Here is a 21,658-nt window from a genome sequence, read left to right as displayed (position 1 = left end):
CCAGGCTAGTGAGCCGTCCGCAGCCGTCGTACCGCAGGTCGTACGGCAGTCGTCTCAGGCCGTGCGCGCGACCTGGCCCGGCGCGATGACGGCGTGGACCGTGCCGTACGGCTCGGGCTGCTCGTCGCTCTCGTACCACCAGCGGGCGGCCAGCGCCTCGACCAGGGTGAGCCCACGGCCGAAGGCGTCGGCGGACTCGTTGACCACGTGGTGCGGCACGGTCACCGAGCCGCCGTCGGTGACGAAGAGGTCGACGGCGGCACCGTCGGCGCCCTCGCCGAGCCACTCGAAGCCGATGCGCATCGTTCCGTCGCCCAGGGGTCGGGCGTGGCGCACGGCGTTGCCGACCAGCTCGGAGATCACCAGGCGGGAGTCGTCGACGAAGTCCTCGGACAGCCCGAGGGCGTGGAGGAACTCCTCGAGGTGCTCGCGCGCGACCGAGGCGCTGCGCGGGGTGAACGGGAGCGTCAGGGCGATCGACGGCTCAGCACTGGGCTGGCCGCGAGGCACAGTGGTCGCCACACCGACTCCTCTCGGGCTCACCGGTCCGGCCCTGGCGTACGGGGCTGCGCGGTACGGGGGGTTCAGACCATGCACCTACCCGCCGGCGCACGGGTTCAAACGTAGCCCACCCCGTCGTCTCGCGGCACCCTCGACCACGGCTCACGGGCCGGGCGCCGGGCCGGCACCGTCGCGCTCGAGGTACCGCAGGATCTGTCCCGGCCGGTCCGAGATGAGTGCCTCGACCCCGAGGTCGGCGCACAGCTCGACGTCCTCCTCGGTGTTCACGACCCAGCAGTGCAGGCGCGCACTGCGGCCGATCCGGCGTACGGCGTCGGGGTGCTTGCGGAGCACCTTGATCCCCGGCCCGGCGATCCAGTGCCGGCCGGCGAGGGGTCGGGCGCGGTACCACTCCCCCGGGGAGTCCAGGAGGAACACCACGTCGAGGTCGGGCGCGAGCCGCTCGACCCGGCGCAGCGCCACCCACGAGAAGCTCATCACCCGCACCGGGGAGTCCACGCCGGCCCAGCCGAAGTCGTCGAGCAGGTCGACCAGCCGCTTCTCGACCAGCCCGCCGAAGCGGGTGGGGTGCTTGGTCTCGATCGCCAGCTCCACCCGCCGGGGGTAGTCGGCGACGGTCTCCAGCAGCCGGCGCAGCGGCAGCACCTTGTCCAGGTCGTCCTGCTCCTCGTCGAGCCGGGCCAGCTCCACCCCGCCGTGCGGCGGCGGCTGCCAGGGCCCGCGCTGCGACGCGGGCAGCGGGTCCTCCTTCCAGCGCGCGAAGTCGAGCTGGTCGAGGCTGGCCAGGTCGGTCGTGGAGATGAGTCCGTCGCTGCTGCCCGTACGCCGCAGGTCCCGGTCGTGGGCGCAGATCAGGTGGCCGTCGGCGGTCAGTCGTACGTCGCACTCGAGCGCGTCGGCGCCCTCCTCGAGCGCGGCGACGTACGCACCGAGCGTGTGCTCGGCCTTGAGCTCGCTGGACCCGCGGTGCGCGACGACCGCGGGGCGTCCGTCGGGGAGCGCGGGCGACTCGCCGGACCGCCGTCGAGAGCGCCGGGCTGGCATGCGTCGCATCCTTCCACGTGGGGTGGCTGCGGCGTACGACGCTACGTTGGCGCCATGAGCCGTCCCACCGCTCTCCTCGACCAGTCCGGCCGGACCTTCGTCGTCACCGGCGCCAACTCCGGGCTCGGGCTGGAGACCGCCCGGTCCCTGGCCGCCGCCGGCGGCCATGTGGTGCTGGCGGTCCGCGACACCGCCAAGGGCGAGCGGGCGGCGGCCGGGCTCGAGGGCTCCAGCGAGGTCGCCGAGCTCGACCTCGCCGACCTCTCCTCGGTGCGGAGGTTCGCCGAGTCGTGGGACCGGCCGGTCGACGGGCTGGTCAACAACGCCGGGATCATGATGGTCCCCCACGGCTACACCGCCGACGGGTTCGAGCGGCAGCTCGGGACCAACCACCTCGGCCACTTCGCGCTGACGAACCTGCTGCTGCCGCACGTCACCGGCCGCGTGGTCACCGTCTCCTCGCTGCTGCACCAGGGTCCGCCGATGGATCTCTCCGACGACGAGCACCTCGACCTGCCTCGCTACAACCCGTCGCGGGCCTACCAGCGCTCGAAGCTGGCCAACCTGCTGTTCACCGGCGAGCTCGCCCGTCGGCTGGGCGGCGCCGGACGGGACGTCCTGGCCACGGCCGCCCACCCCGGCTACTCCGCGACCAACCTGCAGAGTCACCACGGCAACCCGCTCGCACGGCTGGGCATGTGGATCGGCAACAAGGTCGTCGCGACCAGTGCCGCGCAGGGTGCCCGACCGACGCTGGCGGCGCTCACCGGCGACGTCCCCACGGACACGTTCATGGGTCCGACCGCGCTCGGTGGGACGCGCGGCGCGCCCGGGCCGGTCGCCCGGTCGGGGCCGGCGCAGGACCCCGAGGCCGCGCGCCGGCTCTGGGAGCTCTCCGAGGCGAAGACCGGGGTCTCGTTCCCCTTCTGAGCGGCCGGCGCGTCAGCGTCCGGTGCGGACCTCGAGCAGCTCGCCGTCGTCCTGCCGACCGTTCGGGAGCAGCTTGGGCTCGAGCGTGTACGGCGGCTGCTGCTCCCTCACCCCGGCGATGCCGAAGTCGTTGTCGTTGCTGATCAGCAGGCGCTTGCCGCGGTCGAGCACCGCGACGCCCTCGATCTTGTCGTGGCCGAAGAAGTAGCCGCGCGGGTCGATGCTGCTCACCAGCCCGGCGACGTCGAGGAACACCGAGGAGGACACCGGGGTGATCCCGGCGTCGGCCAGGTTGGCCACCGTGTCGGCGGTGTCGCTGTGCCCGGCGATGTCCTCCACGTTCTCCCCGCCGACGAGCAGCCCGCCGCGCGCGGGGTCGTACGACGAGCCCGGCACGGGTGAGTGCGGGCCGATGTCGGTGGCGCCGCGCAGGTCGATCTCGTACAGCAACTTGTTCGCCCCCGGCTCCGCCTTGCCGTCGCGCTCGTCGACGAGGAAGCGGTGGTCGTCCAGCGCGCTGATCTCGGAGACCCCGGTGGTCGGGTCGCCGTCGGTGTGCAGCGTGTAGACGTACTCCTTCGTGGCGCGGGTGCGCAGGTCGACGGTGACGATCCGCAGCGCGGACAGGTTCTTCGACTTCGGGCCGTCGGGGGCGTTCAGCCCGGCCTGCATGATCCCCACGAGCGTGCGGCCGTCGGGGGTCACGGTGAGACCCTCCATGCCCTTGTTCGGCTCGCGCTCGGCGAGCTCGCGCGGCAGCGACCCGTCGGTCGGGCTGAGCCGGGCGATCGCACGGCCGCGCCGGTCGACGTGCGTGATGAAGGGGCCGTACTCGTCGGAGACCCAGAACGTCCCGTCCGGCATCGCGGCCAGGCCCTCGGGGTCGTACCCCTCCGGGCTCGGGGGCAGCACGGTGCCGTCGAGGTCGGTGATCGTCTCGTTCGTCGGGTTGGCCGGGTTCGTGCGTCCGTTGTACGGCGTCCCGTCCGCGGCTGCGAGGCCGATGCGTCGTACGAGCCTGGCCTTGCCGTCCTTCAGCCGGAACTCGCCGATCGCGGGCTGGAAGTCCGGGAGCGGCTCGATCTTCGTGCCGTCCGGGCCGTCGACGTTGGGGCCGCGGTCGGTCAGGCCGTAGAAGCGGTCGGAGCGGCCGGGCTTCGCCACGAACGACGAGCCGTAGGCACCGCCCTCGACCCGCGTGCCGCCGATCGTGGCCAGCGGCCTCACGTGGGGGGCGTAGACGCGGACGACGCTCCCGTCCCCGTGGTCGTCGGCGAGGGCCGGGCCGGCCAGCGCTCCGGTCGTGAGGGTCAGGGCGAGGGCGCCCAGCGCCGCGCGGGAGGTCTTCTGCACGGCGAGCAGCCTCACGCGGCGCCGTGGCCGCCCGGTGACCGTGAGGTGAACGCTTCGGCCGGACCTTGCCTGTTGACTAGTCGGTCAATACTATTGACCACATGGTCAACACAGCACCGTCCGCACTCGCCGCGATCGAGCGGCCCGTGCGCGCGTACGTCGTCGTGGCCGTGGCCACGGTCCTCGCGCTGGCCCTGCTGACGGCGCTCGGCTCCGCGCAGGCCACGACCGACGCATGGGTGCACGCCGTCATCGTGGTGGTCCTCGCCGCGCTCCTGCCGCTGCGGCTGCGGGCGGCTCGCCGGGGCAGCGGCCGGGCGCTCGCCGCCGTCGGGGTGATCGCCGCGGTGCTCGCCGTCGCGAACCTCGTGGAAGCGGTCCTGCCCGGCCTCTTCCCCGTGTGGCTGCGCCTGGTCAGCGTCCTGGTCGTCGTCCTGATGGCGTGGACGCTCCTCGGCGTCCGCGCCGCGCTCGGCCGAGCGGGTCGGCCAGACTAGGTCCGTGACCGCCCGCCGACGACTCAGCCCGGAGCAACGCCGGGCGCAGCTCGTCGAGGCAGCGGTGCGGGTCGTCGACGAGGCCGGGTACGCCGGCACCACGGCCGCCGCGATCGCCCGTGAGGCGGGCCTGTCCAAGGGCTTGCTGTGGCACTACTTCGCCGACCTCGACGACCTGCTCGAGGTCACCGCGCGGCACCTCCTCGACGTCCTCCAGGCCGCCGCCGGGTCACGGATGGACCTGGACGCCCCCGCACCCGCGGTGCTGCGCGACGCCGTGCGAGCCAACGCCGCCCTGCGCTCGACCCACCGCGCCGAGCGAGCCGTGCTCGAGGAGATCGTGCGCACGATGCGCACCGGCGAGGGCGCGCTGCGGTTCACGGCGGCGGACTTCGAGCCGGTCTACCTCGCCCAGGAGGCGATCGTCCGCCGCGGCCAGTCCGAGGGTGACCTCCGGGCGTCGATCGACCCGCGCGCCGCGGTGCTCGCCTTCCAGGGCGCCGTCGACGCCATGATGGCCCACCTCGACGCCCATCCCGAGGTCGCGGGCGACGCCTTCGCGGAGGTCGTGGCCGACGTCGTCCTCGGCGGGCTGGTCAGCGAGCGCTGACCCGCCGGGCCACGACCGTGGTCGCAGCGGCGACGAGCGCCGTCAGGACGAGCACGGCGACGAAGGCGACGCGGTGCTCGGCACCTCCGGCCACACCGAAGGTCAGCCCGGCCATCGCGATCCCGACCGCTGCACCGACCGAGTCGCCGATCGCCATGGCGGCGGAGTTCTCGCCCTGCTGCTGCGGTGCGGACGCGGCCAGCACGAGGGCGGCGATGCGGGCGTACAACAGGCCCATCCCCGCCCCGGCGAAGGACCAGACGAGCACCATCACCAGCACCGGGAGGTGCAGCGCCGCGACCGCGAGCACGCCGAGCACCCCGATCAGCAGCAGCACCGACCCGATGCGCAGGGCGCGCTCGTGCGGCAGCCGGTCGCCGAGCCGCGCCTGCACCTGGGACGCCCCCGCCCAGGCGAAAGCGGTGAACGTCAGCGTCACCCCCGACAGCCACGGCGGCAGGTTGTAGTGGCTCTGCAGGAGGTACGGCAGGTAGATCTCCGAGGCGAAGAACGCCCCCGCCACCAGGCCGCGCAGCGCGATCACCGCGGGCAGGCCGCGTCGTACGACGAGGGTGCCCGCGGGCAGCAGCGGGCGCAGCGCGACCAGCGTGACGGCGAGCCCGGCCAACGCGGCGAGCGCCGCGACAGGGCCCGAGCCCCGGCCGCCGAGGTCGACCACGACCACGCCGGCGGCGACGAGCGCGGCCAGCCGCAGCCGCCGCCCGGCGCCGGCGACCGGTCGGTTCTCCGAGTCGGCGACCCGCCGGAGGGCCGGGGCGATCGTCGCGGACGCCAGCGCGGCGAGCACCAGCACCCCGAGGAACACCCAGCGCCAGCCGAAGGCCTGGCCGACCGCGCCGGCCACGGTCGGACCGACGAGCGAGGGCACCACCCATGCCGCGGAGAACGCGCCGAGGATGCGCGGGTGGTCGCGGGCGTCGTACAACCGCGCGACGAGGACGTACAGGCTCACGGTCAGACCACCCGCGCCGAGACCCTGCAGGAAGCGGGCGGCCACGAAGACCTCGATGGTCGGTGCCAGGCCGGCCAGCAGCAGACCGAGCGCGAAGAGACCGACCGCGGCGACGAGCGGTCGCCGAGGCCCGCGCCCGTCCGCCCACAGCCCCGCCGCAACGGTGCCGAGCACCCCGGCGGCCAAGGTGAGCGAGAACGCTACGGAGAAGTACGCCTGGCCGTCCAGCGCCCGGGTGACCTCCGGCATCACCGTGGTCACCGCGAGCGACTCGAACGCCGCGAGGAACACCAGCCCGACCGCTCCGATCGTGCTCCAGCGGTAGCGGGGCGCCAGCAGCGGCGTCGTCGGCTGCGTCTCCTCCTGGGTCGCGGTCATGTCGAGCACGCTAGGACTTCGAGCGCGGTCGAGGTCAAGGCGATTCGTCGGCTCGGTGCGCGTCGTTGCCCGCGCCTAGGGTGAGGCCATGCCGCTGGAACCCCTCGCCCTGCCGACCGACGACTGGGCGAGCTGGCTCGCCGACCGTGCCGGCGGGGAGCTCCGGCTGGCCGGGACCCAGGTCGGAGCGCTCAAGGAGGCGGCGGACGACGCGGTCGCGCTCGAGGTGTGGAACGACGCGATGATCGCGCTCGGCAACGCGTTCGCGGTCTGCTCGCTGCTGTCCTCGGTCCACCCCGACCCGAGCGTGGTGGAGCAGGCCGAGCGGATCGAGGTCGAGGCGCGGGCGTTCAGCACCGACCTGTTCCTCGACGCGGAGGTCTTCGCGCGGCTGGACGCGGTCGACCCGTCGGTGCTCGACGAGGGCGGGCGCCGGGTGCTGGCGGACGCGCTGCGCGACTTCCGCCGGTCCGGTGTCGACCGGGACGACGACGTGCGCGAGCGGGTGCGCGCCCTCGACCAGCGGCTGACGGACCTGGAGCAGGCGTTCTCGCGGCACATCCGCGACGGACGTCGTACGACCCGGGTGCCGGCCGACGCGCTGGACGGTCTCCCCGACGACTTCGTCGCCGACCACCCGGTCGACGCCGACGGGCAGGTGACGATCTCGACGGAGTACCCCGACACCCACCCCTTCCTCGCCTACTGCAGCGACCCCGAGGCCCGGCACGCGGTGGCGGCGACGTACTACGACCTCGCCCACCCGGCCAACGACCAGGTGCTGCTGGACCTGCTCGACACCCGCCACGAGAAGGCGACGCTGCTGGGCTACGCCGGCTTCCCCGACTACGACGCCGAGACCAAGATGATCGGCACGGGCGAGGCGATCGCCGCGTTCGTGGACCGGATCGCGGCGCAGTCCCTCGACGCCGGCGAGCGCGACGTCGCGGTGCTGCGCGAGCGGGCCGCGCAGGACGGTGTCGAGCAGATCGACATCTCCAACAGCCGCTACTACTCCGAGACCGTGCGTCGCGAGCAGTACGACGTCGACGCCCAGCAGGTGCGCCGGTACCTCGACTTCGGGCGCGTCCACGACGGGCTGCTGGCGGTGACCGGGCGGCTGTTCGGGCTGGACTACGTCCCCGTCGACCGCGGCGAGGCGCGCACCTGGCACGAGGACGTGTCGACGTACGACGTGGTCGCCGACGGCGCGCACCTCGGCCGGATCCACCTCGACCTGCACACGCGCGAGGGGAAGTACAACCACGCCGCGCAGTTCGACCTCGTCCCGGGCGTCGCCGGCCGGCAGCTGCCCGAGGGCGTGCTGGTCTGCAACTTCCCGCGCGGGCTGATGGACCACGACGAGGTGGTGACACTGTTCCACGAGTTCGGGCACCTGCTGCACCACGTGCTGGCCGGGCACCACTCGTGGGTGCGGTTCTCCGGCGTGGCGACCGAGTGGGACTTCGTCGAGGCGCCCTCGCAGATGCTCGAGGAGTGGGCGTGGAGCACCGAGGTCCTGCAGACCTTCGCGACCGACGAGGCGGGTGAGCCGATCCCCGCCGCGCTGGTCGAGGCCATGCGCGCGGCCGACGAGTTCGGCAAGGGGGTGCAGGCGCGCACGCAGATGTTCTACGCGGCGCTGTCGTACCGCCTGCACGAGGAGCGCCCGCGCGACCTGACGGCGGCGATGTTCGCGCTGTACGACACGTACTCGCTGGTCCGGCCGATCCCCGAGTCGCACTTCTACGCCGGCTTCGGGCACCTGGCGGGCTACACGTCGGCGTACTACACCTACATGTGGAGCCTGGTGATCGCGAAGGACATGTTCTCGGCGTTCGACGCCGGCGACCTGTTCGCCCCCGAGGTGGCCCACCGCTACCGCGACACCGTCCTCGTCCCCGGCGGGTCGAAGGACGCCGCCGACCTCGTCGAGGACTTCCTCGGGCGGCCGTACGACACCGAGGCGTTCACCGCCTGGCTGGACCGACCTGCGCGTTGAGTGGTGCCCCCTGCAGGGTCGAGTGGTGCCTTCGGCAGGGCCGAGTTGCGCCTTCTGCAGGTGGGCGACCGCGGCGACCGGCACAACTGACCACTCGATCCTGCAGAGCTGACCACTCGACCCTGCAGGTCTGACTACTCGAGCCGGCAGGGGGCACCACTCAACGGGAGCGGCGCGCCAGCACCGCCAGCACCGCCGCCTGGGTCAGTGCGACGAGCACCTCCTGCGGCATCCGGCGCGACGACTCGCGCTGGATCCGTACGTGGAAGGCGTCGACGGCGGCCGGGAAGGGCGAGCGGCCGAAGAACACCCGGCCCGGCTTGTCCAGGTCGGGCAGGCAGGCGCCGGTGATGCCCGCGAGCACCCGCAGCCGGTGTCGACGGGGGGTACGTGCGGCGACCACGGCGATCGCGGCCAGCCCGACCAGCCCGTCGGTGACCGCGACGTGCATGAAGTCCTCGATGACGCCCTCGCCCCAGTGCGGCACGGAGTCGAGGGCGAAGTGGGAGGCGACCCCGGCGCCGAGCGCGCTGGCCGGACCGGGGGACGCGGCGCCGACCAGGGCGCCGGACAGGACGTGGTTCGTGATCAGCACGTCTCCAGTGTGCCGAGCGGGCAGTTCTCGCACACGCCACGGGAGCGTGCGGTCGCCGGTAGCCTCGTCCCCGTGCCGGAGCTGCCCGAGGTCGAGGCGCTGGCCCAGGACCTGGGGCGGCGGCTGACCGGTCGCGCGATCACGCGGGTCGACGTCGCGGCGTTCAGCGCGCTGAAGACCTTCGACCCGCCGCTGTCCAGCCTGAACGGGATGATCGTGGACGGGGTGAGCCGGCACGGGAAGTTCCTCGACGTCGACGTCTCCGGGACCCACCTCGTGCTGCACCTGGCCCGGGCCGGCTGGGTGCGCTGGCGCGACGAGGTGCCCGCCGCGCCGCCGAAGCCCAGCAACAAGTCGCCGATGGCCGCGCGGGTCCACCTCGACGACGGCTCCGGACTCGACATCACGGAGGCCGGGACGAAGAAGAGCCTCGCGATGTACGTCGTGCGCGACCCGCAGGACGTGCCCGGCCTCGCCAGCCTCGGGCCGGACCCGCTCGACGAGGACTTCACGCCCGAGGTGCTCCGCGAGATCCTCGACCGCGCCGGCCGCGCCCAGCTCAAGGGGGTGCTGCGCCACCAGGGGACGATCGCCGGGATCGGCAACGCGTACTCCGACGAGATCCTGCACACCGCGAGGATGTCGCCGTTCAAGCCGGCGTCGTCGGTGAGCGAGGAGGAGCTGGGCACGCTCTACGCGGCGATCCGCTCCGAGCTGACCGCGGCGGTCGAGCGCTCGTCGGGTCTCGCCGCCGCCGAGCTCAAGGGTGAGAAGAAGACCAACCTGAAGGTGCACGGCAAGGTGGGCGCGACCTGCCCGGTGTGCGGCGACGTCGTGCGCGAGGTCTCCTTCGCCGACACCTTCCTCGACTACTGCGCCACCTGTCAGACCGGCGGGAAGCCGTTGGCCGACCGTCGTACGTCCAAGTTCTTGAAGTGACCCCGAGGAGAACAGTGCAGATCCCGACCGTCGCCGTCGCCGGCGTGCCCGACCCGCTGCCCGAGGGGCTGACCGTCCTGGACGTCCGCGAGGACGCCGAGTGGGAGGCGGGGCACGTCGACGGCGCCGTCCACGTCCCGCTCGCGGAGGTGCCACAGCGTCTCGATGACCTCGCCGAGCGCGCCGCCGGCGCGCAGGTGCTCGTGGTGTGCAAGGTCGGCGGCCGGTCCGCCCAGGCCACCGGCTACCTGCAGCAGAACGGCGTCGAGGCGGTCAACCTCGACGGCGGGATGCTCGAGTGGGAGGCCGCCGGGAGGCCGATGGTCAGCGAGTCCGGCGCGCCCGCGCAGGTCGTATGACGGCGACTCCCCCGCGCCGGCTGGTGGCGGCAGCCGACCAGGCACGCCTGGGACGGCTGGAGGCGGTCGACCAGGGGCCGCCGCCGCTGCACCGGGCCGCGTGGACGTTCGTCGGCGTGGTGGTGGCGATCGCGTTCGCCATCGTGCTCGCGACGCTGGTGCGTACGCAGGGTGCTCCCGACGCGCTGAGGCTCGTCGCGCTGCTGGCGCTGTTCGTGACGTTCGTGCCCTTCGGACGCGCGCTTCGCGGCGTGGTCGTCGGCGCCCCGACCACGTGCGTGCACGAGCGCGGGGTCGTCGTGGGCGACAAGCGCAGTGCGGTCACCCTCGCGTGGCGGGACATCGCCTCGGTCGAACGGCTCCGGACGACCAACCACGGCTCGGCGCTGGTCGGGTGGGCGCTGCACGGCAAGGACGAGCGCCGCTACCGCGTCCTGCTGCTGGGACACGCACCGGAGCGCGCCGCGCTGGCGACCGCGCTGGAGCGGACGGCCGCCGACGCCGGAGTCGCGCTCACCGACCAGGAGTGACCCGCAGGCCGGCCGGCTCCGGCAGCTCGAGCGCCACCGCCAGCCGGCGCAGGTAGTCGGCGCGCGGGATCTCCACGACGCCGAGCGAGGCCAGGTGGTCGGTGCGCCACTGCACGTCCAGCAGCCGGCTCCCGGCGTGCTCGTCGCGCAGGATCTCGACCAGGGCGACGAGCACGACCTTCGAGGCGTCGCGCACGCGGTGGAACATCGACTCGCCGGCGAACAGCCCGCCGATGCTGACGCCGTACAGGCCACCGACGAGCTCCCCGTCGCGCCAGGTCTCGACGCTGTGGGCGCGGCCGAGCTCGTGCAGCCGGGCGTACGCCGCCTCGATCCGGGCGTCGATCCAGCTGCCCGTACGACGCGGGTCCGCACAGGCGTGCACGACGTCGGCGAAGGCGGTGTCCACGCGGATCTCGACGTGCTTGCTCGCCTGCCGCAGCGACCGCGACACCCGCAGCCCGTCCAGCGGCAGCACGCCCCGCTCGACCGGGCTCCACCACCCGAGCCGTCGCGAGCCGCGGCCCTCCGGCATCGGGAACAGCCCGGAGCGGTACGCCTCCAGCAGCGTGCCCGGCTCGAGGTCCGCCCCGACCGCGATCAGGTCGTCGGTGCGCGCGTCGAGGTCGGGGTCCGCGAGGTCGGGGAACTGCCATCGCGACGGCGGGTCGGTCGGCACCGCCCCATCCAAGCACCGTGGCGCAGGAGGCTCCGTAGGATCGGCGCATGGGCATCTCTGGGAACATCGGCCGCCGCCTCGCACCGAAGGCCGCCGGCGCGGCGCCGAAGGTCACGACGACGTTCGTGCGTGAGGCGCTCAAGCGCGCGATCGAGGGCGTCGGCCCCCTCCCGGGTGCGGCGGCCGCCGCCGAGGCCCAGCTGAAGGAGCAGCACGGCGACGCGGAGAAAGCGGTCCACGAGATCATCGAGAATCACGTCCGCTGGTCGGGCCTGCAGGGCTTCGCCACCAACCTCGGCGGCCTGGTCACGCTCGCGGTCACCGTCCCCACCAACGTCACCGGCCTGACCCTGCTGCAGTGCCGGATGGTCGCCGCCGTCGCACACCTGCGCGGGTACGACCTCGACGACCCGCGGGTGCGCAACGCCATCCTGCTCGGCATCCTCGGCGAGGAGACGATCGCCGCCCTGCTGAAGAAGCACGAGATCCCCGGGACGCCGATGGCCGTCGCGACCGCGCCCGTCCACGACGACCGGATCGACCGCGTGATCGCCACCCAGGTCGCCTCCGCGATGATCGCGCGCGTGGCCGGCAAGCGCATCGCGGTCACGGCCGGCAAGCGGGTGCCCCTCGTCGGCGGCGCGATCGGTGCCGGTACGGACGCGTACTCGACCTGGAAGCTGGGGCGCTACGTCCAGCGCGAGCTCCTCCCCCGCCCGAAGAAGGCCTGAGTCCTCAGGCGCCCCGGCGCACGGCCCCGCGCACCCGACGCCACCCGTTGAGCACGCCGCGGACGGCGGCGTTCTCCTCGGCCACCCTGACCACCCCGTGCCGCGCCCGGAAGCCCAGCGTGGCGTGGTAGTCGGCGATCTCCCGGTCGCGGTCCTCGATCATCGCGTGCAGCCCGTCCTCGACGTCGCGCAGCCGCGCTGCCTCGATCACCATCGCCGCCAGCGCGTGGACGCCCGCGTCGGCGACCTGCGCCTCGTCGGGGTGGTCCGGGTCCTGTCCCGGTCCCCAGGTGACGTCCGGCTCGCCGGCGTCCAGGTCGGCGAGGTCGCCGACGACGTCGTAGCCCTTCTCGGCGATCGTCGCCGCCCACTCCCGACCGAGGTCGGCGGCCCACGCGGCCTGCGCGGGCGGCAGCGTCAGCCGCGGCGAGCGGGACTCGCGCGCGAGGCCCTGGTGCACCAGCCGCTCGCGGACGAGCTCGCGGTAGCGCTCGTTGGGGAGCACGTGGCGCAGCTGCACGTTGAGGCGTCGTACGAGCTCGGCCTCGGCGACGCCCAGCGAGGCGTTCGCCCGGTCGGTGCTCTCCGGGAGCGCGGCCGGGGGGATGCCGAGGACCTGGGCGAACCGTTCCCAGAGCACCTCCGGAGACCCGCCCGGCTGCGGGACCGTGACCACGTGGACGTGGGAGCGGGGCAGGGTGCCGCCCCACCGGTCGAGCACGTCGGGGACGTCCTGCACCGACCAGAACCACCGGGACAGGATGCTGGTGTCGTCGGGGTCGCGGATCGTGGCGAGGAACTCCTCGAAGCCCACGCGGCGACGGTGCTTGACGTTCTCCTGCCACTCCGCGGGCACCTGCCGCACGAGGTCGCGGGCGGAGACGACGACGTGCACCTCGACGCCCGCGTTTGCGCCGAGGTCCTCCATCGCCCGGGCGACGTCGGCCCGCGAGGCCTGGCCGAAGACCTCGTGGCTGATCACCGCCGTGCCCGGAGCCGCGCGGACCTGCTCGACGAGCCGGTCCCACGCACCGACCGCCTGGGTCTCCAGCCCACCCCAGCGCAGCCCGGTGAGGTCGACCGCGGCGAGGAAGTGCGCGTCGTGCCGGTCCGCCGGGTAGGCCAGCCCGTGCGCGGCCAGCGCCTCGGGGTTGCGGAACAGCCGGTCCTGGACGTACGACGTGCCCGTCTTCGGCACCCCGACGTGCAGCAGCACGGTGCGTGCCACGTCGTCCCTCCTCGCGTGCGGCGGTGCCGGTCCCGCCCGAGCGTACGTGGGCCTGCGGACCGTGGCGGCACGCGGGACGACGGCGGCGTCAGAGCCCCAGGCGTCGCCTCAGCTTGCGCGGGGTCGAGGAGCGGTACCGGTCGGCCTCGAGCTCGACCAGCTTGGCGATCGACTGGACGGCCGAGTCCAGGACGTCCTCGGCGGGCGGCTTGTCCGGGTCGACCCAGTCGACGGGGTCGTCCCACTGCGGCGTGAGCTCGTCGACGTCGCCGACGACGTCGATGCCGGACGCGGCGATCCAGTCCCGCCACTGCGTGGTGACCTCCTCGACGAACGACCGGAAGCGGGGCGGCACCGTGGCGCGCAGCGTCCCCTTCCGCGGCCCGAGGACGTCGCGGGCGAGCAGCTCGCGCACCGTCGTGGCGTAGACCGGCTGCGGGATCGACCGACCCTTGAGCGCGATGTTCAGGTGCCGCATCAGCGCCGTCTCGGCGGTCCCGAGCGAGGCGTTGGCCGAGCGCTCGGCCGCCTCGAGGTCGAGGTCGGCCGGGAGTCCGACGACGCTGGCGAAGCGGTCCCAGAGGACGTCGGGCGGGCTGCCGGCGGCCGGGACCGTGATCAGGTGGACGTGCTCGCGCGGCAGGTCGTCACCCCATCGCTCCAGGACCGCCGGCAGACCCTGCACCTTCCAGAACCAGCCGCTCGGGTGCGTGCGGTTGTCCTTGGCGAGGTCGGCCACGAACCGCCGGAACTGCTGACGACCGCGGTGCTTGACCGTCTCCTGCCACTCCGCCGGGATCTGCCGGGCGAGGTCGCGGGCGGTGTAGACGATGTGCACCTCCCGGTCGGCGAGCAGCCCCCGCGCCTTCGAGGCCTGCTCGGCGGTGGCGGCCGCGAGCACCTCGTGGCTGATGACCGCGTCGCCCGGTGTCTTGGTCGCCGCCCCGGCGAGCCGGTCCCAGTGACCCCGCGCCTGCTCCAGCCGCCCGCCCCAGCGGTGGTCGATGAGGTCGATGGCGGCGTCGAAGTGGTTGCCGGAGATGCTGGTCGAGGGGTAGGTGACGCCGTGGCCGGCCAGCAACGACCGGTTGGCCGCCATCGTCGCCTGGAGGTACGTCGTCCCCGTCTTCGGTGCGCCCACGTGCACGAACACCCGCCGCGTCATGGCGCCACCCTAGGGAACCGCACCGAGGCGGACGACGCCGCTCACCCGGCCAGCGCGGCGACGACCCGCGACGGGCTGGGGCGGCCGAGCACCTCGGCCATCCACACGCTGGTCGCCACGAGCGCCTCGAGGTCGACGCCGGTGCCGACCCCCAGCCCGTGCAGCATCCAGACCAGGTCCTCGGTGGCGAGGTTGCCGGTGGCGCTCTCGGCGTACGGGCAGCCGCCGAGGCCGCCGGCACTCGAGTCGAAGGTGCGGACCCCGTGCCGCAGGGCGGCGCCGGCGTTGGCCAGCGCCTGCCCGTAGGTGTCGTGGAAGTGCACCGCGAGCACGTCGTCGGGGACCCCGGCGGCGTTGAACGCGTCGAGCAGGGCGGTGACGTGGCCGGCCGTGCCGACGCCGATCGTGTCGCCCAGGCTCAGCTGCGAGGCACCGAGGTCGAGCAGCCGCGTACCGACCGCCACCACCTGCTCGACCGGGACGTCGCCCTCCCAGGGGTCGCCGAAGCACATGCTGACGTACGCACGGACGTCCATCCCCTCGGACCGGGCCCGCGTCACCGTCGGCTCGAACATCGCGAACTGCTCCTCCACGGAGGAGTTGAGGTTGCGCTGCGCGAACGTGTCGGTGGCGCTGCCGAAGATCGCGACGTGCTCGCAGCCCAGGTCGATCGCCCGCTGCAGCCCCCGCTCGTTGGGTACGAGCACGGGGTGCCGCCGCCCGTCCGGGCCCAGCCGCTGCACCAGCTCGGCGGCGTCCGCGAGCTGCGGGACCCACTTCGGGTGCACGAAGCTGGTCGCCTCGACCACGGGGAGGCCGGCGGCGACCAGCCGCTCGACGAACTCCGCCTTGGCCTCGACCGGCACGATCGCCGACTCGTTCTGCAGGCCGTCGCGCGGGCCGACCTCCCAGATCGTCACCGCCTCGGGCAGTCCCGGCTCCGCCACCACCGTGGGCTCACGCATGCTCGGCCTCCTCCACCACGAACAGCACCGCGCCCAGGGCGACCTGCTCCCCGGCGGCGGCGCCGACCTCGGCGACCGTTCCGGCGTACGCCGCCTTCAGCGCGACCTCCATCTTCATCGCCTCCAGCACCCCGAGCGTCTGCCCCTCCTCGACGGTGTCCCCCTCGGCGACCGAGACCGCGAGCACCGTGCCCGGCATCGGGGCGGTCAGGGTGCCGTCGCCCGCGGTCGTCGTGCGACGGAACGGGTCGGCCCGGTCGAGCAGGAAGCGCTGGCCGGACACGACCACCTCGGTGCCGCTGCGGGTGCGCTGCACGACACCGTCACCGACGCCGAGGATCCCGGTGCGGACGAGCCCGTCGGCGTCCGGCGCTCCCGGGGCGGCGACCCACCCGGAGAACTCCAGCACCCGCCCGTCCTCCACCAGCGGGCCGCGCGGCCCACCGAGCCGGAAGCCGTCCGGCTGCCAGGGGGCAGCAGGTGCCGACCGGAGCTCCTGGTCGAGCACCACCCCCGCCAGCGCGCGGGCGCCCGAGTCGTCGGGAGCCGTCAGCGGCGAGGTGTCCAGCCAGGCGGTGTCGACCGGCCCGGCGGCGAACTCGGGCGAGTCCACCAGGGCGCGGAGGAACCCGGTGTTGGTGGTCAGCCCGAGGATGGCGGTGCGGTCCAGCGCCTGGACGAGCAGGTCGCGGGCCTGCTCACGGTCGTCGGCGTGCGCCACGACCTTGCCCAGCATCGGGTCGAACCCGGTGCTGACCTCCTGCCCGGACCCGAGCGCGTGGTCGACGCGCACGCCCCCGGGCCAGCGGACCACCGTCGCGGTGCCGGCCTGCGGGAGGAAGCCGTGCCAGGCGTCCTCGGCGTACACCCGGGCCTCCATCGCGTGGCCCTCGCAGCGCACGTCCTCCTGGGTGAGGCCGATCGGCTCACCGTCGGCGACCCGCAGCTGCAGCTCGACGAGGTCGAGGCCCGTGATCGCCTCCGTGACCGGGTGCTCGACCTGGAGGCGGGTGTTCATCTCCAGGAAGTAGACCTCCCCGGTGTCGGTGTCCAGCAGGAACTCCACGGTCCCCGCGCCGGTGTAGCCGACCTGCTGGGCGAGCGCGACCGCCGAGGTCAGCACCGTGTCCTCGACACCGGGCGGCAGGTCCGGCGCCGGGGCCTCCTCGACCACCTTCTGGTGCCGCCGCTGGGCGGAGCAGTCGCGGTGCCACAGGTGCAGCACCGTGCCGTGGGCGTCGCCCATCACCTGCACCTCGACGTGGCGGCCGTGCTCGACGTACTTCTCGATCAGCATCGCGTCGTCGCCGAACGCCGAGCGCGCCTCGCGCTTGGCGGCCTCGACGGCCTCGGCGAGGTCGGCGGCCGAGCGGACGGTCCGCATGCCCTTGCCGCCGCCACCGGCCGCGGCCTTGACCAGCACCGGGTAAGAAAGCGCGGACGGGTCCGCGGTGGCTTGGCTCAGCGAGTACGACGGCACCACCGGCACACCTGCCGCGACGGCGATCTCGCGGGCAGCGTCCTTGCGCCCCATCGCGTCCATCACGGCCGCGCTGGGTCCGACCAGGGTGATGCCGGCGGCCTCCAGGGCCGAGGCGAACGCCGCCCGCTCGGAGAGGAACCCGTAGCCCGGGTGCACCGCGTCCGCCTCGCTGCGCACGGCTGCGTCGACGACGGCGTCGATGTCGAGGTACGACGACACCTCCGCGACGTACTCCGAGGCCCCGGCGTGCGGAGCGTGCTCGTCGGCCGCGGTGTGGATCATCACCGCGTCGATGCCCAGCCGCTCGGCCGTCCGCGCCACCCGCAGCGCGATCTCGCCGCGGTTGGCGATCAGCAGTCTGTCCATCGTCTCTCCTGGATCTCGTCGGTGGTCACGCTCGCCCGTCCGTCACCGGGTCTCGACGCGCTCGCTGGCGCTCGCTGCTCGACCACCCGCGGGTGGTCGAGCCCGAGCGAGGACACCGTCGGTGGTCGAGCCCGAGCGAGCCCTGCGAGCGAGGACGTCGAAGGTGGTCGAGCCCGAGCGAGCCCTGCGAGCGAGGACGTCGAGACCACCGACCGCGACCCCCGGAGGTCGACCTTGTCGAGACCAGCGACCGCGACCACGGAGGTCGAGCCTGTCGAGACCAGCGACCGCAACCACGGAGGTCGAGCCTGTCGAGACCAGCGATCGTTACGGGCGCCCGCACCTCGTGGGCTGGTCTCGACCCGGCCGTCGCGCGCTCCTTCGTCGCTCGCGGGCCTTGCTCGACCTGACGGCCCCACGTGCCGTCCTCGTACCTCGGACGTCACTGGGCCGTCACATCCTGAAGACGCCGTAGGACGGGTCCGCCACCGGCGCGCCGGCGCAGGCCGCGAGCGACATGCCGAGGACCCGGCGGGTGTCGACGGGGTCGATGACGCCGTCGTCCCAGAGCCTCGCGGTGGAGTAGTACGGCGAGCCCTGGGCCTCGTACTGCTCCCGGATCGGGGCCTTGAACTCCTCCTCGGCCTCGGCCGACCACTCCTCGCCCCGGGCCTCGAGCCCGTCGCGGCGCACGGTCGCCAGCACCGACGCGGCCTGCTCGCCACCCATCACGGAGATCCGCGCGTTGGGCCACATCCACAGGAACCTCGGGTCGTACGCCCGCCCGCACATGCCGTAGTTGCCGGCGCCGTACGACCCACCGATCACCACGGTCAGCTTCGGGACCGTCGAGCAGGCCACGGCGGTGACCAGCTTGGCGCCGTCGCGCGCGATGCCGCCGTTCTCGTACTCCCGCCCGACCATGAAGCCGGAGATGTTCTGCAGGAACACCAGCGGGATGCCGCGCTGGTTGCACAGCTCGACGAAGTGCGCACCCTTGCGGGCCGACTCCCCGAAGAGGATCCCGTTGTTCGCCACGATGCCGACCGGGTGGCCCCACACGTGGGCGAAGCCGGTCACGAGCGTCTCGGCGTAGAGCGGCTTGAACTCGTGGAAGCGGCTGTCGTCGACGACGCGGCTGATCACCTCGCGCACGTCGTACGGCGTGCGCGGGTCGGCGGGGACGACGTCGTACAGACCGGCGGGGTCCTCGCGCGGCTCCACCGGCTCGCGCACCTCCCACGCCGGTGCGGGCACCGGAGGGAGCGTGTCGACCACCGAGCGCAGGATCGCCAGCGCGTGGTCGTCGTCGTCGGCCAGGTGGTCGACGACGCCCGACCTCCGCGCGTGGACCTCACCGCCGCCGAGGTCCTCGGCGCTGACGACCTCACCGGTCGCGGCCTTCACCAGCGGTGGGCCGCCGAGGAAGATCGTGCCCTGCTCCTTGACGATGACGGTCTCGTCGGACATCGCGGGGACGTACGCGCCCCCTGCCGTGCACGAGCCCATCACCGCGGCGAGCTGGGGGATGCGCTGCGCAGACAGGTTCGCCTGGTTGAAGAAGATCCGGCCGAAGTGCTCGCGGTCGGGGAACACCTCGTCCTGCAACGGCAGGAACGCGCCGCCGGAGTCGACGAGGTAGACGCACGGCAGCCGGTTCTCCCGGGCGACCTCCTGCGCGCGCAGGTGCTTCTTGACCGTCATCGGGTAGTACGTGCCGCCCTTGACGGTCGCGTCGTTGGCCACGACCACGCACAGCCGCCCGTGGACGGAGCCGATGCCGGTGACGATCCCGGCGGAGGGGACGGCGTCGCCCGCCTCCGGGTCGCCGTACATCCCGGTGGCGGCCAGCGCACCCAGCTCCAGGAACGGGCTGCCCGGGTCGAGCAGCCGGTCCACGCGCTCGCGCGCCAGCAGCTTGCCGCGCTCGACGTGCCGACGGCGCGACGACTCCGAGCCGCCCTGCCGCACCGTCTCGAGGCGCGCCCGGAGGTCCTCGACCAGCTCCCTCATGTCCACGCCTCGCAGGTTAGCAGTCATTAACCACGAGGCGGGCCGTCCGCTCGCTACTGTTCCGCTGGTGAGCGACCGGCGTGAGCAGATCCTGGCCACTGCTGCGGGCCTGTTCGCACGGCGTGGTTTCCACGGGGTCTCGATCGCCGACATCGGCGCCGCGTGCGGCATCTCGGGGCCGGCGCTCTACAAGCACTTCGACGGCAAGGACGCCCTCCTGGCGGAGATGCTGGTCGGCATCTCCGAGCAGCTGCTCGGCGTCGGTCGCGAGCGGGTCACCGCGGCCGACGGCCCGACCAGCAGCCTCGAGGCGCTGCTCGGCTGGCACGTCTCCTTCGCCCTCGAGCACCCCGAGCTGATCGTCGTCCAGGACCGCGACTGGTGCTCGCTGCCCGACGCGGCCCGGGAGCGCGTACGCGGTCTGCAGCGCGAGTACGTCGGCGTCTGGGTCGAGGTGCTGCGTGCGCTGCGACCCGACCTCCCGCCCGAGACGGCGCGCGCCCGGGTCCACGCCGGCTTCGGGCTGATCAACTCCACGCCGCACAGCGCGCTGCTGGCGCGCGGGCGGATGCAGCCGCTGCTCGAGGACATGGCGCGCGCCGCGCTGCTGGCCTGACCCGGGCGGCCCGTCGGTTGCTGCGAGCAACCTCACGTGATGGTCTGCACATTCTCCTGGCGAACTGTCGGGCCCCGTCCATACGATCAGAACGTGACACTCCAGACCGATGCCCCGACCCCGGCGACGCCCGACGGGTCCAGCGACAAGCTCGACCGCCAGACCCTGATGATCGCCGGCGTGGTGGTGCTCGGCGCCATCATGTCGATCCTCGACATCACCGTCGTCTCGGTCGCGCAGCAGACCTTCCAGCGGGTCTTCGACACCACCCAGGCCAACGTCGCGTGGACCGCCACCGCGTACACCCTGGCGCTGGCGTCGGTGATCCCGCTGACCGGCTGGGCGGCGGACCGGTTCGGCACCAAGCGGCTCTACCTGATGGCGGTGACGCTGTTCGCGCTCGGCTCGCTGCTGTGCGCGCTGGCGCCCAGCCTCCCGCTGCTGGTCACCTTCCGGGTCGTCCAGGGCCTGGGCGGCGGCATGCTGATGCCGCTGGGCATGACGATCCTGACCCGCGCCGCCGGGCCCGAGCGGGTCGGCCGCGTGATGGCCGTGCTCGGCATCCCGATGCTGCTCGGCCCGATCTTCGGTCCGATCCTCGGCGGCTGGCTGATCGACATCGCCAGCTGGCACTGGATCTTCCTCATCAACCTCCCGATCGGCGTCGTGGCGCTGGTCTACGCCCAGGTCGTGCTGCCCAAGGACAACGTCGCGCCGTCCGAGACCCTCGACTGGCGCGGCCTGCTGCTGCTCTCCCCCGGCCTCGCGCTGTTCCTGTTCGGCGTCTCCTCGATCCCCGAGGAGGGCACCGTGTGGTCCGCACGGGTGCTGGTCACGGCGATCCTCGGCCTCGTGCTGATCGTCGGCTTCGTCGGCTGGGCGCTGAGTGGCCGGACGGCGCACCCGCTGATCGACCTGCACCTGTTCCGCAACCGCCACCTCACCGTGGCCGTGATCGCGATGATGCTCTTCGCGATCGCCTTCTTCGGTGCGAGCCTGCTGTTCCCGCTCTACTTCCAGCAGGTGCGGGGCGAGGACGCCCTCCACGCCGGCATCCTGCTCGCTCCCCAGGGCCTCGGCGCGATGATCACGATGCCGATCGCCGGGATCCTGGCCGACCGGACCGGCCCGGGCAAGGTGGTCCTCGCCGGCATCGCCACCATCGTGGTCGGGATGGGCATGTTCACCCAGGTCGGCGTGGACACCTCCTACACCTACCTCCTGGCCGCCCTGTTCGTGATGGGCCTCGGGATGGGCTCCACGATGATGCCGATCATGAGCTCGGCCCTCGCCACCTTGAACGAGCACACGACCGCGCGCGGCTCGACGCTGCTCAACATCACCCAGCAGGTGGCCGCCTCGATCGGCACCGCCGTCTTCTCGGTGCTCCTCACCAACGGGATCAAGGGCTCCGACGCCATCTCGGCCAGCGGAGCGCTGCAGGCCGCCGGCAAGAGCCAGGAGGCGATCGCCGCGGTGATGCAGCGCTTCGGGCTCGACCAGGCCGATCTCCGGGCCCTCCCGGGCCAGGCGCTCTCCGACCTGGCCGGCGCGTTCGGCAGCGTCTACGTCGTCGCCACGATCCTCGTCGCGCTCTGCCTGATCCCGGCGTGGTTCCTCCCGCGCCGCAAGGTGGCCGCCGACTCCGAGACCCCTGCGCCGGTGATGGTGGGCCACTGA

Annotated in this window: 21 protein-coding genes; 10 read left to right on the top strand and 11 right to left on the bottom strand. The window is 73.3% G+C overall.

Annotated features, from left to right (window positions below; translation table 11 throughout):
* Window positions 1-54 precede the first annotated feature (54 nt).
* Together IEX42_RS11185 and IEX42_RS11180 are read right to left on the bottom strand one after the other, a co-directional pair.
* Window positions 55-522 carry an ATP-binding protein gene (locus tag IEX42_RS11185; protein ID WP_188779838.1) on the bottom strand — a complete coding sequence of 156 codons (468 nt, stop codon included), beginning with the start codon at window positions 520-522 and terminating at the stop codon, window positions 55-57.
* A 141-nt stretch (window positions 523-663) separates the two neighbouring features.
* A complete protein-coding gene (locus tag IEX42_RS11180) occupies window positions 664-1,566 on the bottom strand; it encodes a glycerophosphodiester phosphodiesterase family protein (RefSeq protein WP_188779837.1) in 903 nt (300 codons plus the stop codon).
* Window positions 1,567-1,620: 54 nt separating this feature from the next.
* On the opposite strand from IEX42_RS11180, the gene IEX42_RS11175 reads away from it, so the two are divergent.
* Entirely contained in the window at window positions 1,621-2,496 is an 876-nt protein-coding gene (locus IEX42_RS11175; RefSeq protein WP_188779836.1) for an oxidoreductase, read from the top strand.
* A gap of 12 nt (window positions 2,497-2,508) precedes the next feature.
* Here the strand turns inward: IEX42_RS11175 and IEX42_RS11170 are convergent, their stop codons facing one another.
* Window positions 2,509-3,849, bottom strand: a complete 1,341-nt coding sequence (locus IEX42_RS11170) for an esterase-like activity of phytase family protein (protein ID WP_229660795.1) — start codon at window positions 3,847-3,849, stop codon at window positions 2,509-2,511.
* A gap of 101 nt (window positions 3,850-3,950) precedes the next feature.
* Here IEX42_RS11170 and IEX42_RS11165 point away from each other — a divergent pair, with 101 nt between their 5' ends.
* Together IEX42_RS11165 and IEX42_RS11160 are read left to right on the top strand one after the other, a co-directional pair.
* Window positions 3,951-4,346, top strand: coding sequence for a hypothetical protein (locus IEX42_RS11165; RefSeq protein WP_188779834.1), 396 nt, complete (start codon window positions 3,951-3,953; stop codon window positions 4,344-4,346).
* A 4-nt stretch (window positions 4,347-4,350) separates the two neighbouring features.
* On the top strand, window positions 4,351-4,956 hold the full coding sequence (locus tag IEX42_RS11160) for a TetR/AcrR family transcriptional regulator (protein WP_188779833.1): 606 nt from the start codon (window positions 4,351-4,353) through the stop codon (window positions 4,954-4,956).
* Here the strand turns inward: IEX42_RS11160 and IEX42_RS11155 are convergent.
* Window positions 4,943-6,307 carry an MFS transporter gene (locus IEX42_RS11155; protein ID WP_188779832.1) on the bottom strand — a complete coding sequence of 455 codons (1,365 nt, stop codon included), beginning with the start codon at window positions 6,305-6,307 and terminating at the stop codon, window positions 4,943-4,945. The genes IEX42_RS11160 and IEX42_RS11155 overlap by 14 nt on opposite strands.
* An 88-nt stretch (window positions 6,308-6,395) precedes the next feature.
* On the opposite strand from IEX42_RS11155, the gene IEX42_RS11150 reads away from it, so the two are divergent.
* The gene (locus tag IEX42_RS11150; RefSeq protein ID WP_188779831.1) at window positions 6,396-8,309 is read left to right on the top strand and encodes a M3 family metallopeptidase; all 1,914 of its coding nucleotides are present in this window, start codon (window positions 6,396-6,398) and stop codon (window positions 8,307-8,309) included.
* Window positions 8,310-8,469: 160 nt separating this feature from the next.
* Here IEX42_RS11150 and IEX42_RS11145 read toward each other — a convergent pair whose 3' ends face one another.
* Entirely contained in the window at window positions 8,470-8,904 is a 435-nt protein-coding gene (locus tag IEX42_RS11145) for a hypothetical protein (RefSeq protein WP_188779830.1), read from the bottom strand.
* Window positions 8,905-8,976: 72 nt separating this feature from the next.
* Here IEX42_RS11145 and IEX42_RS11140 point away from each other — a divergent pair, with 72 nt between their 5' ends.
* The 3 genes from IEX42_RS11140 to IEX42_RS11130 are packed head-to-tail and all read left to right on the top strand — an operon-like array spanning window position 8,977 to window position 10,732.
* Window positions 8,977-9,843 carry an Fpg/Nei family DNA glycosylase gene (locus tag IEX42_RS11140; RefSeq protein ID WP_188779829.1) on the top strand — a complete coding sequence of 289 codons (867 nt, stop codon included), beginning with the start codon at window positions 8,977-8,979 and terminating at the stop codon, window positions 9,841-9,843.
* A gap of 14 nt (window positions 9,844-9,857) precedes the next feature.
* Entirely contained in the window at window positions 9,858-10,202 is a 345-nt protein-coding gene (locus IEX42_RS11135; protein ID WP_188779828.1) for a rhodanese-like domain-containing protein, read from the top strand.
* Window positions 10,199-10,732 (top strand): hypothetical protein, encoded by a 534-nt coding sequence (locus IEX42_RS11130; protein ID WP_188779827.1) that lies wholly within the window; start codon window positions 10,199-10,201, stop codon window positions 10,730-10,732. The genes IEX42_RS11135 and IEX42_RS11130 overlap by 4 nt, the downstream gene beginning before the upstream one ends.
* Here the strand turns inward: IEX42_RS11130 and aat are convergent.
* A complete protein-coding gene (gene aat, locus IEX42_RS11125; protein WP_188779826.1) occupies window positions 10,716-11,411 on the bottom strand; it encodes a leucyl/phenylalanyl-tRNA--protein transferase in 696 nt (231 codons plus the stop codon). The genes IEX42_RS11130 and aat overlap by 17 nt on opposite strands.
* A 47-nt stretch (window positions 11,412-11,458) precedes the next feature.
* Here aat and IEX42_RS11120 point away from each other — a divergent pair, with 47 nt between their 5' ends.
* The gene (locus tag IEX42_RS11120; protein WP_188779825.1) at window positions 11,459-12,142 is read left to right on the top strand and encodes an EcsC family protein; all 684 of its coding nucleotides are present in this window, start codon (window positions 11,459-11,461) and stop codon (window positions 12,140-12,142) included.
* A 4-nt stretch (window positions 12,143-12,146) separates the two neighbouring features.
* Here IEX42_RS11120 and IEX42_RS11115 read toward each other — a convergent pair whose 3' ends face one another.
* From IEX42_RS11115 to IEX42_RS11095, 5 genes are all read right to left on the bottom strand, one after another.
* On the bottom strand, window positions 12,147-13,370 hold the full coding sequence (locus IEX42_RS11115) for a hypothetical protein (protein WP_188779824.1): 1,224 nt from the start codon (window positions 13,368-13,370) through the stop codon (window positions 12,147-12,149).
* An 88-nt stretch (window positions 13,371-13,458) separates the two neighbouring features.
* Entirely contained in the window at window positions 13,459-14,535 is a 1,077-nt protein-coding gene (locus IEX42_RS11110) for a hypothetical protein (protein ID WP_188779823.1), read from the bottom strand.
* A gap of 41 nt (window positions 14,536-14,576) precedes the next feature.
* Window positions 14,577-15,500: a hydroxymethylglutaryl-CoA lyase gene (locus tag IEX42_RS11105; protein ID WP_188779822.1), complete on the bottom strand. Its 924-nt coding sequence runs from the start codon at window positions 15,498-15,500 to the stop codon at window positions 14,577-14,579.
* Window positions 15,493-17,349: an acetyl/propionyl/methylcrotonyl-CoA carboxylase subunit alpha gene (locus tag IEX42_RS11100; RefSeq protein ID WP_188779821.1), complete on the bottom strand. Its 1,857-nt coding sequence runs from the start codon at window positions 17,347-17,349 to the stop codon at window positions 15,493-15,495. Before IEX42_RS11100 ends, IEX42_RS11105 begins: the two co-directional genes overlap by 8 nt.
* Before the next feature lie 453 nt (window positions 17,350-17,802).
* Window positions 17,803-19,362, bottom strand: coding sequence for a carboxyl transferase domain-containing protein (locus IEX42_RS11095; RefSeq protein ID WP_188779820.1), 1,560 nt, complete (start codon window positions 19,360-19,362; stop codon window positions 17,803-17,805).
* Between the two features lie 67 nt (window positions 19,363-19,429).
* Between IEX42_RS11095 and IEX42_RS11090 the strand changes: the two genes are divergently transcribed.
* The gene (locus IEX42_RS11090) at window positions 19,430-19,978 is read left to right on the top strand and encodes an SACE_7040 family transcriptional regulator (protein WP_229660794.1); all 549 of its coding nucleotides are present in this window, start codon (window positions 19,430-19,432) and stop codon (window positions 19,976-19,978) included.
* 93 nt (window positions 19,979-20,071) lie between these two features.
* Complete coding sequence (locus tag IEX42_RS11085) at window positions 20,072-21,658, top strand: DHA2 family efflux MFS transporter permease subunit (RefSeq protein WP_229660793.1); 1,587 nt, start codon at window positions 20,072-20,074, stop codon at window positions 21,656-21,658.

It is taken from the genome of Marmoricola endophyticus (genome assembly GCF_014644415.1).
In the GTDB taxonomy this organism is placed as follows: Bacteria; Actinomycetota; Actinomycetes; order Propionibacteriales; family Nocardioidaceae; genus Marmoricola; species Marmoricola endophyticus.
Note: the sequence above shows the minus strand (reverse complement) of the source record. Positions and strands in the feature narration are given on the sequence as shown.